A 13,812-nucleotide genomic window follows, 5' to 3' on the forward strand; every position below is an offset into this window, starting at 1 on the left:
CGGTCAGTTGTGCGGCGGACCCGGTGTCCGCCGCTGCAGCTGCTCGGCGACCCGCTGCGGCCAGTCTGTGGTGATCCTAGTAGCACCGCGGGCCACGGCGTTGGACACGGCGCGTGGACCATTGACGGTATAGACGCCGAAGTCCAGCGAACTACGACGTAGCCGTCGCGCCCCACGTTCGTCGAGGGCACGGTAATTGACCCCAATGGCCTGGGCGTATTGTTCGATTCGAGTAAGTGCGCGTTTCGAGGGGACGGATCTGGTGAGCTGTTGCACGGGGATATGTCCGGCCAGCCGGGCGAACTCCCGGTTCGAGCGTGCATCAAACCCGAGCACTTCCACTCCGTGGCGTCGCACTACATCGACCCACTTCATATCGTTCGTGAGCCGTTCGGCGAGCGCCGCTTCGATCCCCGGGGAATTCTTTGGATTCTTGATCTCGATAAATAGCCCGCACTGTCCGTGTACCGCGTCGCGGACCTCGTCGAGGTGCGCGATGCGTTCGCCTGCAAATGCCGCGGAGAAGTGCGAGCCAACCTCCAGTCGTTGCAGTTCTGCCCAGGTAAAGGTGGTGATGGGCCGGCGTGCCCGGCGGGGAAAGACCTCGGCGATGTTAGTGGTTCGTCGCCCGGTTTCGTCGTGGAAGATGAAGGGCACCCCGTCTGCGCTGAGCTGCACGTCCACCTCGATGTACCGTGCCCCGCAGCGTACTGCCGCGGCAACTGCCGCCAAGGTGTTTTCCGGTGCAACTCCACTCGCACCGCGGTGCCCAATGACCCTGACCTCCGGGTCAGGCCCCAGCAGGTTCGGCCGCGGGCTTGAGGCTGGGGACAGGATTTGTTGCTGCTCCATGGCGCCCAGTCTTCCGTCCGGTGCTGACGTCCTGCGCAACCCTAAGTGAATTCTGAGCAAAAACTCGCCGGCCCTTACCCTATACACGCGCCGGGGACTTGCGCACATGGCACTGGCCGCCTCGCTGACCCTGTGGGAAGCGAGGCGGCCAGTGAGCTGCACGGCGCTATACGTGGATGACGAACTGAGCCAGTGCGGCGGCTCCAACGAAGCTCGCGGTGAAGGTCAGCATCGCCACAATGACAACCTTCCAATTCAGTGACTTCAGTGCCTTCACATCGCGCCCGAGGTTCATGCCCAGGAGCGCGATCGAGGCCAGACCCACGAACAGTGCGTCGAGATGTTCGGTCAGCCCGGTTACGAGTCCCGCGGTCGGCATAAAGGGAGCGGTCACGAAGGTGGCCAGCGCCAGCACCCACACACTGGGCGGTACCGAACGCACCAATTTACTGAGCAGGAAGGCCACGGCGGTTAGCACCCCGAGGACGAGAATGCCTAGCGCTTCGTTTGCCCCGGCCACGCCGGTGCCCAACGCGTTGAGCAGGAAGCCGACAACGATGCTCGCCCCGAAGGCAATAATCCAAGTGGATGGCTTCATCCGCACCTCGGGATCCACGGTGACGGCGTTGGTGTCAACGGCCGAGGCGGCCTCCGAACGCTTGGCTATCTTCACCGGCTGTCCATCCGCGCCTACCCGGCGCCCCTCGTCGTCGCGGCGGAATAGCCGCTTCCAGAAGGTGTACAGACGCTGCGCCATCGGCATGGAGAGGAATACTCCGGCATAGAAACCAACCAGATTGGTCACCAGGTTGGACAGGGCCGCCAGGGCCATGATTTCGCCGGCCTGCTCTGGATAAATAATCGACAGTGCGGCCACACCACCGAGCATCATGGACCCCGACCCGAGTCCAAGTCCCAATGCAAGGGCACGTGGGTCAAAGATCCCCAGCCCACCTAACAAACCGGCCAGCAGGGATATGAACACGGCACCGAAAACGCTACCGAGTAGCCAGACCGAAAAGACGCCGCGGTATTCCGGGGACTTCACCCCGAAGCGCTGCAGGGCGTAGGCGAGGTAGGACTCGCGGTCGATCGCCCAGGTGGCTCCGATGGCCATGCGTCCCATGCCCAAGGCCACGGCCACCGGCAGCGCGATGATCACGGTGCCGAAAATATGGCCGACTTCCTGAAGTAGTACGGCAGGACCTAGATCTGTCAGCTGTGAGAGTGCCGGTCCGACGCTCACTCCCAGTGCGGCCAAGAACATCACGATGCTGACATCCAGGAGCACCGAGGACACCGCACGGCTGTGCCCGGTCATCGGACGGACCTTCTGCACACCGATGACGGCGCCGAGTAGCACCGCCCAGAGCACCGGCATGAGCACGATGGCGGCATTGCCCAATGGGATCTTATGCGTGCCGAGCAGGATGGCAACGACACAAATTCCCGCCGAGAGCAGGACCATCGATCCCCACTGCCACGCGTTGGGCGTAAATAGCGCCGAACGCGTCGCGCTAGGCTGCGCCTCTGTCTGCGCGTGCACGGCAGCTGCCGGCTCATGACTCATTTGGGTGCTCCCTCGATCTCGTCCCCGCCGTGCGGGACATCACTCAATTTTGGTATACAGAAATAAGGTAAGCTACATCACCAGACAGCGCAAGATGCGTCACTTAATACTCATAACCGAGATTTACAAGGCAAAACCTTGAATCACGAGGCGAGTTCGGTGCATCACCCACGCTGGTTTGGCATACTAAACTTCAGCTTCAGATTGGAGAGTGCGATGATCACACGCCTGCGCGCCCGATATATTCTCGGATTCGACGGGTCACGGCATGTCATGCACACCGACGGAGAACTGGTTTTTGACCAGGACACGATCATTTTCATCGGGGCGCATTACCCGGGCGCTGTCGATGCGGAACGGGACTTCGGCAACAGTCTGATCGCCCCGGGATTCATTGATCTAGATGCCCTAACGGATATCGATCACCTGCTCATCGATTCCTCTCCCACCGCTGAGATCGCCCCTGGCCTGCAGTGGTCGCGCGACTATTTCGAGCACCGCCGACACGATGTCTTCACCGCCGACGAGCGGCAGGTCATCCGCACCTATGCGCTCGCGCAACTGGCACTGCATGGGATCACCAGCTATATGCCCATCGCTTCGGAGATCCACAGCGCCTGGGCCGAAAGCTTTGCTGAACTGCGCGGCATGGCGCAGACCAGCATCTCTATCGGCCTGCGGGGTTTCCTCGGACCCGCCTATCGTTCCGGGGTTAACGTCACGGATGACGACGGTCAGCGGGTAATCCTCTTTGACGAGTCCGAGGGGCTGCGCGGCTTAGACGAGGCAGAGCGCTTCCTCGACTACGCCCAAGAGCTGGCGCACCCGTTAATTACCGGAGTCCTTCTCCCCTGCCGCATTGAAACGCTCAGTGATGAGTTGATGCGGCGCACCGCCCGGCTTGCCACCGATCGCAACGCACTGGTGCGCCTACACTGCCTGCAATCCGAGGCGGAGGATGCTTTTCTGGCCGCGCGCACCGGCCGTACCGTGCTCGAACAGCTTCGCGATTCCGGGTTGCTCGAGACCAGACTGCTGATTCCCCATGGGATCGTCATCGACGGTACCGACCCAACGACCCGTGCTCCGGATGGGGCCCTGGAGCTACTGGCCCGCCACGAGGTCAGCATCATTCATTGCCCGTTGACCACTTTCCACTACGGCAGAATGCTGCGTTCCTTCGACGCTTTCGCGGCCGCCGGGGTGAATATGACCCTTGGTACCGATTCCTTCCCGCCGGATCTCATCAAGGGAATCGACGTGGGTACCCACGCGGCGCGAATCGTCGAGGGCCGCCTCGACGCCGGGAAAATCTCCGACTTCTTCAACGCCGGGACCTTAGGCGGTGCCCGTGCGCTGGGCCGAGAGGATTTGGGACGACTAGCTCCCGGTGCTCAAGCCGATCTCATCGTCGCCTCGCTGGCGAACTTCCGCGATGGGGTGGTCGAGGACCCGCTACGCACCCTGGTCCTGAACGGTTCGGCCCGGAATATCACCGACAGTTATGTGGCCGGACGGCCGGTAGTGGTGGATTCCGAATTACCGGGCTTCGATCTCGTGCGGCTACGCGAGCAAGCTCAACAGCTCTTTGCCCGCATGGTGGCCGGCTATCCAGAGCGCGACTACAAGCGGCGCGAGGTGGCCGAACTTTTCCCCACCGAGTACCCGGCGGCCACGAGCGAAGCGTTGCTCGATCCGGTGCAGCGTTAAAGGCGAAAGCCCCGGGGCTCCGATATCTTTCGGCGCTCCGGGGCTTAGTTCGCTGAGCCCGGGGTGGTCTTACAGGCTCTCAGCCAATTTTTTTGCGCGAGCATACTCGAGCATCTCGCCGCGTTCCACAACCTTGATCCGGTCGCGGGTTACCTCGCCGAAGCGGGTTTCCACGGTACCGGCCTGGGCACCGAGTGCCTTCTCCTGCTCGTCCAAGGCCAACCAGCCGGACCAGTCGGCGTAGTCCACGCCGCGTTCGGTCAACAGTTCGGCGATGGTCTGCTCCGAGGCCGGAACGGCAAGCTCGGTGAGGTCCTCGAGCAGGTGGGTGATGGTTTCCAGCGCATCGCCCTTGGTGTGACCAATCAGGCCAACCGGGCCACGCTTGATCCAGCCGGTGGCGTAGAGGCCAGGAACGAAGTTGCCCTCGGCATCCTGAACACGACCCTCGACGTTGGGCAGCACACCCTTGGCGCCGTCGTACTCGATATCGTCCACGGCCGAACCGAAGTAACCCACGGCACGGTAGACCGCCTGCAACGGGTACTCGATGAATTCGCCGGTGCCCTTGGCGTTGCCGGTGCCGTCGAGTTCGTTGCGCTCAACCTTCAAGCCGGCAACCTTGCCGTCTTCACCGAGGATCTCCACCGGGGACTGCAGGAAGTGCAGGTGCAGGCGACGCGAGGCGCTCGGGGCGTCTTCGCGTTCTTCCTGCTCGATGAGCCAGTTGGTCAGCGTCGAGACCATGGTCTTGGTCTGGTTATTGGTCTTCATGGCCTCGTCGGAGGCCTTGTCGAACTCGAAGTCCTCCGGGTAGAGGACGATGTCCACATCCTTGGAGTGGGACAGTTCGCGCAGTTCCAGCGGGGTGAACTTCACCTGTGCCGGGCCACGGCGACCGAAAACGTGCACGTCGGTGACGGCCGAGTTGTTCAGCTGCTCGTAAATGTGCGCCGGGATCTCGGTTTCAATGAGCTGATCGGCGTGCTTGGACAGAATGCGAGCCACGTCCAGAGCCACGTTGCCGTTACCGATCACGGCTACTTCCTTAGCCGACAGATCCCAGTTCTTATCCACGTCCGGGTGCGCGTCGTACCAGGAGACGAAGTCGGCGCCGCCGAAGGAGCCTTCAAGGTCGATACCCGGAATGTTCAGGTCCGCGTCCTTCTGTGCACCGGTGGCGATGATGACCGCATCGTAGCGTTCCTTCAGCTCGGCCAGGGTGATGTCGCGGCCCAAGCCTACATTGCCGTAGAAATCGATCCAGTCGTTGTTCAGCACCTTGTGCAGGGCGTTAATAATGCCCTTAATGCGTGGGTGATCCGGCGAAACACCATAACGAATGAGGCCGAAGGGGGTGGGGAGCTCGTCGAAGAGGTCCACCTTCAGACCCAATTCGCCGGATGCCACGGGCTGGCTCTTGGCCAGAAGATCCGCGGCGTAGATGCCGGCTGGTCCTGCCCCGACGATCGCCACGCGCAGGGCGCGCGAGGTCAGGTGCTCTGGGATGGTAATTTCACTCATCAATCAACATCTACTTTCTTAGTCAACGAATGTGGCCGCCGCCGCGGCATCGGACGTGTCCAACGACTTCAATGAAGCCAGGTGGACCTGTGCATCTGGTGCCAGACGGACTACGTCACCGATCACGATGACGGCCGGATTCGCCACTGCGGCTTTGCGGGCGCGCACTACGATCTCTTCTAGCGTACCTATAGTTGTGCGTTGCGTCTGTGAGTAACCTCGCTCGATAATCGCAATCGGGGTACTTGACGGCAACCCACGGGATGTGAGCGTGGACACGGTGGATGCCAGGGTCGAAACACCCATAAGCACCACCAGGGTGTGGTCGGCACGTACCGGAACCTCACCGAGGTCCTGATGCCCGGTGACCACGGTAAAGCCCGTGGCGAGGTGCCGATGCGTGACCGGGATACCCGCCGCGGCGGGTACCGAGACGGCGCTGGTGATCCCGGGGATCACCCGTACGCTCAGTCCGTGCTGTTCGGCGTAGAGGCGTTCTTCGCCGCCGCGCCCCAGCACGTAGGGATCGCCGCCCTTGAGCCGGACCACGTTCTTTCCGGCCAGCGCGTGAGTGACGATTAACTCATTAATTTCATCCTGAGTGGCCACGTGGCACCCAGGAGCCTTGCCCACATCGATGACGGTGACGTCGTCGGCAAGGTCGGCCAACAAGGCGCGCGGGGCCAAACGGTCCGCCAGCACCACGTCGGCGCGCAATAGGGCCTTATAGCCGGCCACGGTGATCAGTTCCGGGTCACCAGGCCCGGCACCAATGAGGGTGATCTCTCCCTTAACCATGGTGTTCTCCAGTTCGTTTCAGTCCGCGGTCCGCCAACAATTTCCGTTCCAGCGGGGCAAAGCAGAGCAGTTCAATAAGCACGCCGATGAGCAGGATGAAGATGATCACCAGCATCACCAGCGGTAGGTCGGCCAGGTCTCGGCCGCGCTGGAGCAGCGAGCCAACACCCAAGTCCAGCGAACCGCCAACGGCAATCAGTTCCGCGGCCATCAATGAACGCCAGGCAAAGGCCCACCCCTGACGCAACCCGGCCACATAGCCAGGCAGCGCCGCAGGTAACTCCACATGCCAGATATGTTGGGCTCGGCTGGCGCCCAGCACGGTCGACAGCGAACGGTATTGCCCCGGGATGAGGTCCACCCCGGCCAACAGACCGTTGATAATCGAGGGCACCGCCCCGAGCAGCAACACCGTGTAGATGGTGGCGTCGGAAAGCCCGAAGAGGATGATGGCCGCCGGAACCCACGCGATGGAGGGCAATACCTGCAACGCGGAAATCAGCGGGCCAACGGCCTGGCGTAGCCGCGGCTGGTGGGCCAAGAGCAGGGCGATCGGCGTGGCGATCAGTACCGCCAATACGAAACCGCTCAACGCCCGCCACAGCGAGGTGCCCACGGCCGGCAACAGCGAGCCGTCGGCCAGCACCTGCGGGAGCTTGGCGGCAACCTGCACCGGACCCGGGAACAGGTCCTGGCGCAACGGCACCGCCCAGGCGATGATCTGCCACAAACTGAGCAACACGATCACGGCCAGCACGGGCGAAAGCATTCCGCTACGCGCACGGCGCGGTTTCGGCGCAGGCGCCGGGGCGCTGTGCGTCGTGCTGCCGCTGCGTTCAACGAGCGTCGTCATCTTTGCGTTGCTCCTTTCGCAAGATCTGGGTCAGTTCATTGGCCATGGCGGCGCTGCGTGCCGGATCCTCCCGCAGCTCCTCGGTGATCCACCGGGTTTCGAGGATGCGCCCGGGGTGCGAGGAGAGCACCAGGATGCGTCCGGCCAAGCGGATCGCCTCACGCACGTTGTGCGTTACGAAGATGATGGTTTTGCCGGTACGCTGCCATAGCGCGCGTAGCTCCTCGTGCAGCATGTCCCGGGTGATCGCATCCAGGGCCGCAAAGGGCTCATCCATCAAGAGCACTTCGCGTTCCTGGGCCAGCGCCCGGGCCAGGGCCACGCGTTGCCGCATGCCTCCGGAGAGCTCATGGGGTTTGCGGTGCGCCGCATGTCCCAGCTGCACCAGTTGCAAGAGCTCGGCGACTTTCGCCGCCCGCTGCCCGGCCGGCACGCCGGCCAGCTTCAGCGCCAGCTCCACATTGTCTCCGGCGCTGAGCCATGGCAGGAGGTTCGCGTCCTGGAACATGAACGCGGCGCGGTCATCGGGTACTTCCAGCCACCCGGCGCTCGGCGGCAACAGTCCGGCGATGATGTTCAACAGCGAGGACTTGCCACAGCCCGAGGCACCGAGCACGGCCACGAATTCGCCGGACTCGATACTGGCCGACAGGGAGTCGATGACCAGCGGGCCATCGGCGTAGCGCAGCGAGACTTCATGCAGTTCTACACTCATTCTCGCTCCCCCTGTGCCGTATCGGCCAGTAGACCGCTCAGGTCCCCGCGTGGGCCAATGCCTACCTGTGCGGCGTGCTCCATCAACTGCTCCAGGGTGCCGGCCGGCACCACGGTGTCGAAGTGAAGCTCGCTTAGTGCCGCGCGCAGCACCTTCTCATCGAGGGCGGCGCCATTGGCGTGGCTCAGCCCCGCGGCGACAAGCTTCACGCGTTCGTTCTGATTCGCGGCGTTCAACGTGTCAATGGAACGCTGATTTGCTTCGAGCAACCGACGTACGCTCTGCGGGTGTTCGGTGCTGAACCGCTGAGAGACCACGAGCATGGTGGTGGGGAACTTACCCTCCGGCCACAGCTGAGCCTCGTCGAGCAGTCGGTGGGCACCATAGTTTTCCACCAGCAGCGAAGCGTAGGGCTCGGGCAACCAGGCCCCGTCCACGGCCCCGCGGGCGAAGAGCTGCGGGACGGTCCCGTTGCTGCTCGGGGTCACCGTGGTGCTCTCGCTCAGTCCCTGTTCGGCAAGGAAGTTGCGCAGAGCCACGTCCTGGGTGCCGCCATACTGCGGGCTGGCCAGATTCTTTCCGGCCAGTTGGGACACCTCGGTGATGTCCTTCGACACCACCAAGCTGGCCCCACCCGTGGTGGCTCCGGCGATGACCTGCAGTGAGTTACCCCCGCTGGAGAGGTAGCTGGTCAGGGCCGGGCTAGGCCCTATGTAGGCGGCATCCAGTGCGCCGCTGTTCAGGGCTTCCACGGCGGCCGGACCGGCATTGAACACCTCGGTGGCTAGCTGCGTACCGTCGGCCTGCAGGCTCTGGGAGATGAGCCCTTGCTCAACACCCACCAACGCCGGGGCGTGGGTGGCGTTGGCGAAGTAGCCCAAGCGCACGCTCGCCGCCGGGCCCTGATCGGCATTGGCTGCCACCGACTGGGGTTCGGGCACGAACGCGGTCAGCACGGCCGTGGCCGCCACCAGTGCGACGAGCACCGGGGCCAGCCAGCGGCTTGCCCGCCGTCCGGATCCGCTACCCGCCGGGTGCAGCCGTAGCCTACCGGCGCGTGGTTCAGGCTGCGACATGACGGTCCTGGACGAACCCGGCGGCCAGCGTGGTACCGTCGACCGGGTCGATGAGCAGGAAGGACCCACCGGTACGGCTGCTGGCATACCCTTCGGCGGCCAGGGCCGAGGCGGTCCGCACGCTCAGCCGGCCCAGGTCGTTCAGCTGCAACGACTCGGCGGGGCGGGTGGAATAATCCAGCACATCCAGTACGTGCTCAATGCCGGAGATCTTTGCCTGCGTCACCTTGGTACCGTGCTTGATCAGCACCCGGTCCCCGGAACGCAAGGTACGCTCGGCCAGCACACAGACCTCGGCGCTGAGCTCCTTGCTCGGCTCCGGCAGCGCCCCGGCCACGATGGTGTCGCCGCGGGCGATGTCGATCTCATCGGCCAGTTCCAGGACGATGGCCTCCCCCGCTTCGGCGCTGGCGGCCGGACCGTTGACGGTATGGATTCCAGCGATCTGGCTCTGCGCCGGGCGCCCGTTGGAAAGCAGGCTCACGCTGTCGCCCACATTCAGCGTTCCACCGGCGAGGGTGCCGGCGTACCCACGGAAGTCCCGGTAGGCCTCGGCGTCCAGCCCCGGGGCCAGGGCACCCTGCGGGCGGATCACATACTGCACGTCCAGGCGCGGCAAGTGCTCCTGCACATGCTCCGATGGTTCGATCGCTTCGAGGAGCCCCAGTAGGGTCGGGCCCTCGTACCAAGGGCTCTGCGCCCCTGGCTCGACCACGTTCTGCCCACCCAAGGCGCTCAGCGGGATGGTGTGAATACGCGCCAAGCCGAGCTGGTTTGCCAGCGCCTCGATGTCGGCGACGATCGCGCTAAATTGCTGCTCGTCCCAGTCGATGAGGTCCATCTTGTTCACGGCAACGACAACCTGCGGCACGCGCAGCAGGGCGAGCACACCCAAGTGACGGCGGGTCTGTTCGAGCACGCCATTGCGGGCGTCCACGAGGACCACGGCGACATCGGCGGTGGAAGCGCCGGTGACGGTGTTGCGCGTGTACTGCACGTGGCCGGGGCAGTCGGCGAGGATGTAGGAGCGGGTATCGGTCGAGAAGTAGCGGTAGGCCACGTCGATGGTGATGCCCTGCTCGCGTTCGGCACGCAGCCCGTCGGTCAGCAGTGCCAGGTCAAGAGCCGGTACCTCACCGCCGAAGCCACGTTCGGTGCTGGTGCGGGTCAGCTCATCCAGCGAATCGGCCAAAATGGCCTTCGAGTCGTGCAACAGGCGGCCGACCAGTGTGGACTTGCCGTCATCTACCGAGCCGGCGGTTGCAATACGCAGAAGTGTGTGCGGCATTTTAGAAGTACCCTTCCTTCTTGCGGTCTTCCATGGCCGCGGATGAAATTCGGTCATCGGCGCGTGTGGCGCCGCGTTCGGTGAGCGTGGACAGTGCGAGTTCCGCGCGCACCTTTTCGATGGTGTCGGCTTCGGAGGCCACGGCCCCGGTGCAGGAGGCGTCACCCACGGTGCGGTAGCGGACCCGGCGGATGGTGACCGGCTCGTCCTCGGTGGGCTGGCTCACCGGGGTGACCGCGCGCAGCATGCCGTCGCGTTCGAAGACCTGGCGGGCGTGGGCGAAGTAGATCGGCGGCAGCTGGATCTCTTCGCGTTCGATGTAGGCCCAGATATCGGCCTCGGTCCAGTTGGAGATTGGGAAGGCGCGCACATGCCAGCCCGGCTCGTGGCGACCGTTGTACAGGTTCCACACCTCCGGACGCTGGTTGCGCGGGTCCCATCCCCCGAACTCGTCGCGTAGCGACAGGATGCGCTCCTTGGCGCGTGCCTTGTCCTCGTCGCGCCGCGCCCCACCGAAGAGCACGTCGAAACCGTGGGCTTCGATGGTGTCCAGTAGCACGCGGGTCTGTAGCAGGTTGCGGGTGCCGTCGGCACGCTCGGACAGTCGGCCGTCGTCGATGTAGTCCTGCACGGAGCCAACCACGAGGTTCAGCCCGTAGCGTTCCACGGCGGCGTCACGGAAGGCGATAACCTCCCCGAAGTTGTGCCCGGTATCCACGTGTACGACCGGGATCGGAACGCGGGCCGGGGCAACGGCCTTGGCCAGCAGGTGGAGCACCACCACGGAGTCCTTGCCGCCGGAGAAGAGCAACGCGGGCTTTTCGTGTTCGGCAAGTACTTCGCGGATGATGTGGATGGATTCGGCCTCGAGTGCGTCGAGCACGCTGCGCTCGGCGCGGGTGGGAGCAAGAGTTTGTGCGGTCATGGTGTTTCTCCCTTTCCTAGAGGTGGATTCCGCATTCGGTTTTCGACAGCCCGGCCCAGCGCCCGGAGCGTGGGTCTTCGCCGGGGGCCACCGGACGGGTGCAGGGCTGGCAACCGATGGATGGGTAGCCGTGGGCCAGCAGCAGGTTCACCGGCACCTGGTGCTCTCCGGCGTAGCCGACCAGCTCGTCGAAGCTCCAGGTGGCGACCGGGTTGAACTTGATCAGCCCATGCGCCTCGTCGAAGGTCACCACCGGCGTGTTGGTGCGGGTGGGTGCTTCTTCGCGGCGGACTCCGGTGAACCATGCCGAATACCCGGACAGCGCCTTCTTCAGCGGGTCCATCTTGCGCATCTGGCAGCAGGCGGCGGCGTCCCGGGCGAACAGGTCTTTACCGTACTTCTCGTCCTGTTCGGCCACGGTTAGTTCCGGCAGCACGTCGATGACGCGCACCGGCAGCTTCGCGGCCACTTCATCGCGGGTGAAGTGCGTTTCGGCGAAGTGGTAGCCGGTCTCGAGGAACAGCACGTCCACATCGGGAAATTCTTCGGACACCAGCGCCGGCAGGACGGCGTCAGCCATCGAGCAGGCCACGGCGACCTCGCGCACCGAGAGGTGCTTGGCGGCGAAGGCGATCACCTCGGCGGCGGTGGCGTCCCAATCCAGTTCGGCGGCGCCCAGTTCGGCGATCTGACGCAGCTCGGCTTCGCTTCGGGTGGTGGTGCTCATACCAGTTCCTCCTCGTCGACTCGGTGGGCCCAGGCGGCGAAGGACTCGCCTTCCTGGGAGCTTTCCCCGTAGCGTTGCACCACGCGTTCGACGTAGTCGGGGATCTTATCTGCTTCGACCTTCAGGCCGCGTACGGTGCGTCCCAGTGATGCCTCTCCGTCTTCGGAGCCGGCCAGGGTGCCACCGAGGTGGACCTGGAATCCGGACACCTGTTCGCCTGCATCATTGGTGATCAGCTGGCCCTTGAGCCCAATATCGGCGGTTTGGATACGGGCGCAGGAGTTCGGGCAGCCGTTGACGTGCAGCGAGAGCTTCTTGGGCAGCTTCCCGGTGGCGTCGGCCAGGCGGGATTCGATTTCACGCACCGCTCCGGCCGCGGTGTCCTTGGTGTCCACGATGGCCAGCTTGCAGAACTCGATGCCGGTGCAGGCGATGGCCGAGCGGGCCAGCAGTCCAGGGTTCGCTTCCAGCCCCAGCTCGCGGGCACCGGCGATGAAGGACTCCACCTGCTCGCCGGGCAGATCCAGGACGACGACCTTCTGGTGCGGGGTGGCACGCAAGCGCTGGGAACCGTGCGCCTCGGCCAACTGGGCGAGGCGGGTGAGGATGGTGCCGGAGACGCGACCCACCAGTGGGGTCAGGCCAACGTAGAAGTTCCCGTCCTTCTGTTCATGCACCCCGGAGTGGTCTCCGGCCTCGGTGGGCTGTGGGGCGGGCGGTCCGTCGGGTAGGGCGTAGCCCAGGTACTCGTCCTGCAGAATCTGACGGAACTTTTCCGGTCCCCAGTCGGCCAGCAGGAACTTCAGGCGGGCGCGGTTACGCAAGCGGCGGAAGCCGTAGTCACGGAAGATCGAGACGACGCCCTCCCACACCTCGGCGGCGCGTTCCTGGCTGACGAAGACGCCGAGGCGTTCGGCTAGGCGTGGGGCCGCGGACAGCCCGCCACCGACCCAGAGGTCGTAGCCGACACCCAGCTCGGGGTGCTCCACGCCGACCAGTGCGATGTCGTTGATTTCGTGCACCACATCCTGGCTGGGGTGCCCGGTGATGGCGGATTTGAACTTGCGCGGCAGGTTCGAGAATTCCGGGTTGCCGATATAGCGGGCAGCGATGTCGCGGATGACCGGGGTCGGGTCGATCAGCTCGTCCTTGGCGATGCCGGCCACCGGGGAACCGAGGATGACGCGCGGCACGTCGCCGCAGGCCTCGGTGGTGCTCAACCCCACGGCCTCGAGTCGGTTCCAGATTTCGGGAACATCCACCACGTCGATCCAGTGCAGCTGGATGTTCTGGCGGTCGGTGAAGTCGGCGGTATCGCGACCGAACTCGGTGGAGATCTCGCCAATAACGCGCAGTTGCTCGGTGCTCAGCGCCCCGCCGTCGATGCGCACGCGCAGCATGAAGTACTTGTCTTCGAGCTCGTGCGGTTCGAGGCTAGCGGTTTTGCCGCCCGGGATCCCCTGAGCGCGCTGGGTGTACAGCCCCCACCAGCGGAACCGCCCGTGCAGGTCATCCTTGGTGATGGAGTCGAATCCCTGCTTGGAGTAGACCTGCTCAATGCGCTGGCGCACATTCAGCCCGTCATCGGCCTGCTTGAATTCCTCGTTGGCGTTGAGCGGGGTCTTGCCGTCGACCTTCCATTGTCCGTTGGGCTTCGCCGCGCGCCGGGTGGCTCGGGTGGGTGTGGTGGTTTGCGTCATGTCTGCCAGCGTAGGCGCCCACCCCGGAGGCAAACCAAGCCCAAAGGACTTCTAGAGCCCGATTACTTCGCACT

General features: G+C 64.2%; 12 protein-coding genes. 1 reads left to right on the top strand and 11 read right to left on the bottom strand.

The window, feature by feature from the left end; translation table 11 throughout:
• Positions 1 to 3 precede the first annotated feature (3 nt).
• On the bottom strand, positions 4 to 852 hold the full coding sequence (locus ACJD00_RS09315) for a glycerophosphodiester phosphodiesterase (protein WP_309406869.1): 849 nt from the start codon (positions 850 to 852) through the stop codon (positions 4 to 6).
• Positions 853 to 1,018: 166 nt separating this feature from the next.
• The gene (locus tag ACJD00_RS09320) at positions 1,019 to 2,422 is read right to left on the bottom strand and encodes a DUF3100 domain-containing protein (protein ID WP_309406868.1); all 1,404 of its coding nucleotides are present in this window, start codon (positions 2,420 to 2,422) and stop codon (positions 1,019 to 1,021) included.
• Positions 2,423 to 2,638: 216 nt separating this feature from the next.
• Between ACJD00_RS09320 and ACJD00_RS09325 the strand changes: the two genes are divergently transcribed.
• Positions 2,639 to 4,132, top strand: a complete 1,494-nt coding sequence (locus tag ACJD00_RS09325; protein WP_418906784.1) for a chlorohydrolase family protein — start codon at positions 2,639 to 2,641, stop codon at positions 4,130 to 4,132.
• A 69-nt stretch (positions 4,133 to 4,201) separates the two neighbouring features.
• Here ACJD00_RS09325 and ACJD00_RS09330 read toward each other — a convergent pair whose 3' ends face one another.
• From ACJD00_RS09330 to ACJD00_RS09370, 9 genes are read right to left on the bottom strand one after another with little or no spacing between them, the layout of a single operon-like run.
• Positions 4,202 to 5,656, bottom strand: a complete 1,455-nt coding sequence (locus ACJD00_RS09330; RefSeq protein WP_418906785.1) for an FAD-dependent oxidoreductase — start codon at positions 5,654 to 5,656, stop codon at positions 4,202 to 4,204.
• An 18-nt stretch (positions 5,657 to 5,674) separates the two neighbouring features.
• Positions 5,675 to 6,454 carry a uroporphyrinogen-III C-methyltransferase gene (gene cobA / locus ACJD00_RS09335; RefSeq protein ID WP_418906786.1) on the bottom strand — a complete coding sequence of 260 codons (780 nt, stop codon included), beginning with the start codon at positions 6,452 to 6,454 and terminating at the stop codon, positions 5,675 to 5,677.
• The gene (locus ACJD00_RS09340; protein WP_418906787.1) at positions 6,447 to 7,307 is read right to left on the bottom strand and encodes an ABC transporter permease; all 861 of its coding nucleotides are present in this window, start codon (positions 7,305 to 7,307) and stop codon (positions 6,447 to 6,449) included. Before ACJD00_RS09340 ends, cobA begins: the two co-directional genes overlap by 8 nt.
• A complete protein-coding gene (locus tag ACJD00_RS09345) occupies positions 7,291 to 8,022 on the bottom strand; it encodes an ABC transporter ATP-binding protein (RefSeq protein ID WP_309406862.1) in 732 nt (243 codons plus the stop codon). Before ACJD00_RS09345 ends, ACJD00_RS09340 begins: the two co-directional genes overlap by 17 nt.
• Positions 8,019 to 9,098 (bottom strand): ABC transporter substrate-binding protein, encoded by a 1,080-nt coding sequence (locus ACJD00_RS09350; protein ID WP_418906788.1) that lies wholly within the window; start codon positions 9,096 to 9,098, stop codon positions 8,019 to 8,021. Before ACJD00_RS09350 ends, ACJD00_RS09345 begins: the two co-directional genes overlap by 4 nt.
• Complete coding sequence (locus ACJD00_RS09355) at positions 9,085 to 10,386, bottom strand: sulfate adenylyltransferase subunit 1 (protein ID WP_418906789.1); 1,302 nt, start codon at positions 10,384 to 10,386, stop codon at positions 9,085 to 9,087. Before ACJD00_RS09355 ends, ACJD00_RS09350 begins: the two co-directional genes overlap by 14 nt.
• Before the next feature lies 1 nt (position 10,387).
• Complete coding sequence (gene cysD / locus ACJD00_RS09360) at positions 10,388 to 11,311, bottom strand: sulfate adenylyltransferase subunit CysD (RefSeq protein ID WP_309406857.1); 924 nt, start codon at positions 11,309 to 11,311, stop codon at positions 10,388 to 10,390.
• 16 nt (positions 11,312 to 11,327) lie between these two features.
• Positions 11,328 to 12,038 carry a phosphoadenylyl-sulfate reductase gene (locus tag ACJD00_RS09365; RefSeq protein ID WP_309406856.1) on the bottom strand — a complete coding sequence of 237 codons (711 nt, stop codon included), beginning with the start codon at positions 12,036 to 12,038 and terminating at the stop codon, positions 11,328 to 11,330.
• Positions 12,035 to 13,738 (bottom strand): nitrite/sulfite reductase, encoded by a 1,704-nt coding sequence (locus ACJD00_RS09370; RefSeq protein ID WP_309406854.1) that lies wholly within the window; start codon positions 13,736 to 13,738, stop codon positions 12,035 to 12,037. The genes ACJD00_RS09365 and ACJD00_RS09370 overlap by 4 nt, the downstream gene beginning before the upstream one ends.
• Between the last annotated feature and the right edge of the window lie 74 nt (positions 13,739 to 13,812).

Source organism: Glutamicibacter endophyticus (assembly GCF_048457885.1).
Classification (GTDB): Bacteria; Actinomycetota; Actinomycetes; order Actinomycetales; family Micrococcaceae; genus Glutamicibacter; species Glutamicibacter endophyticus.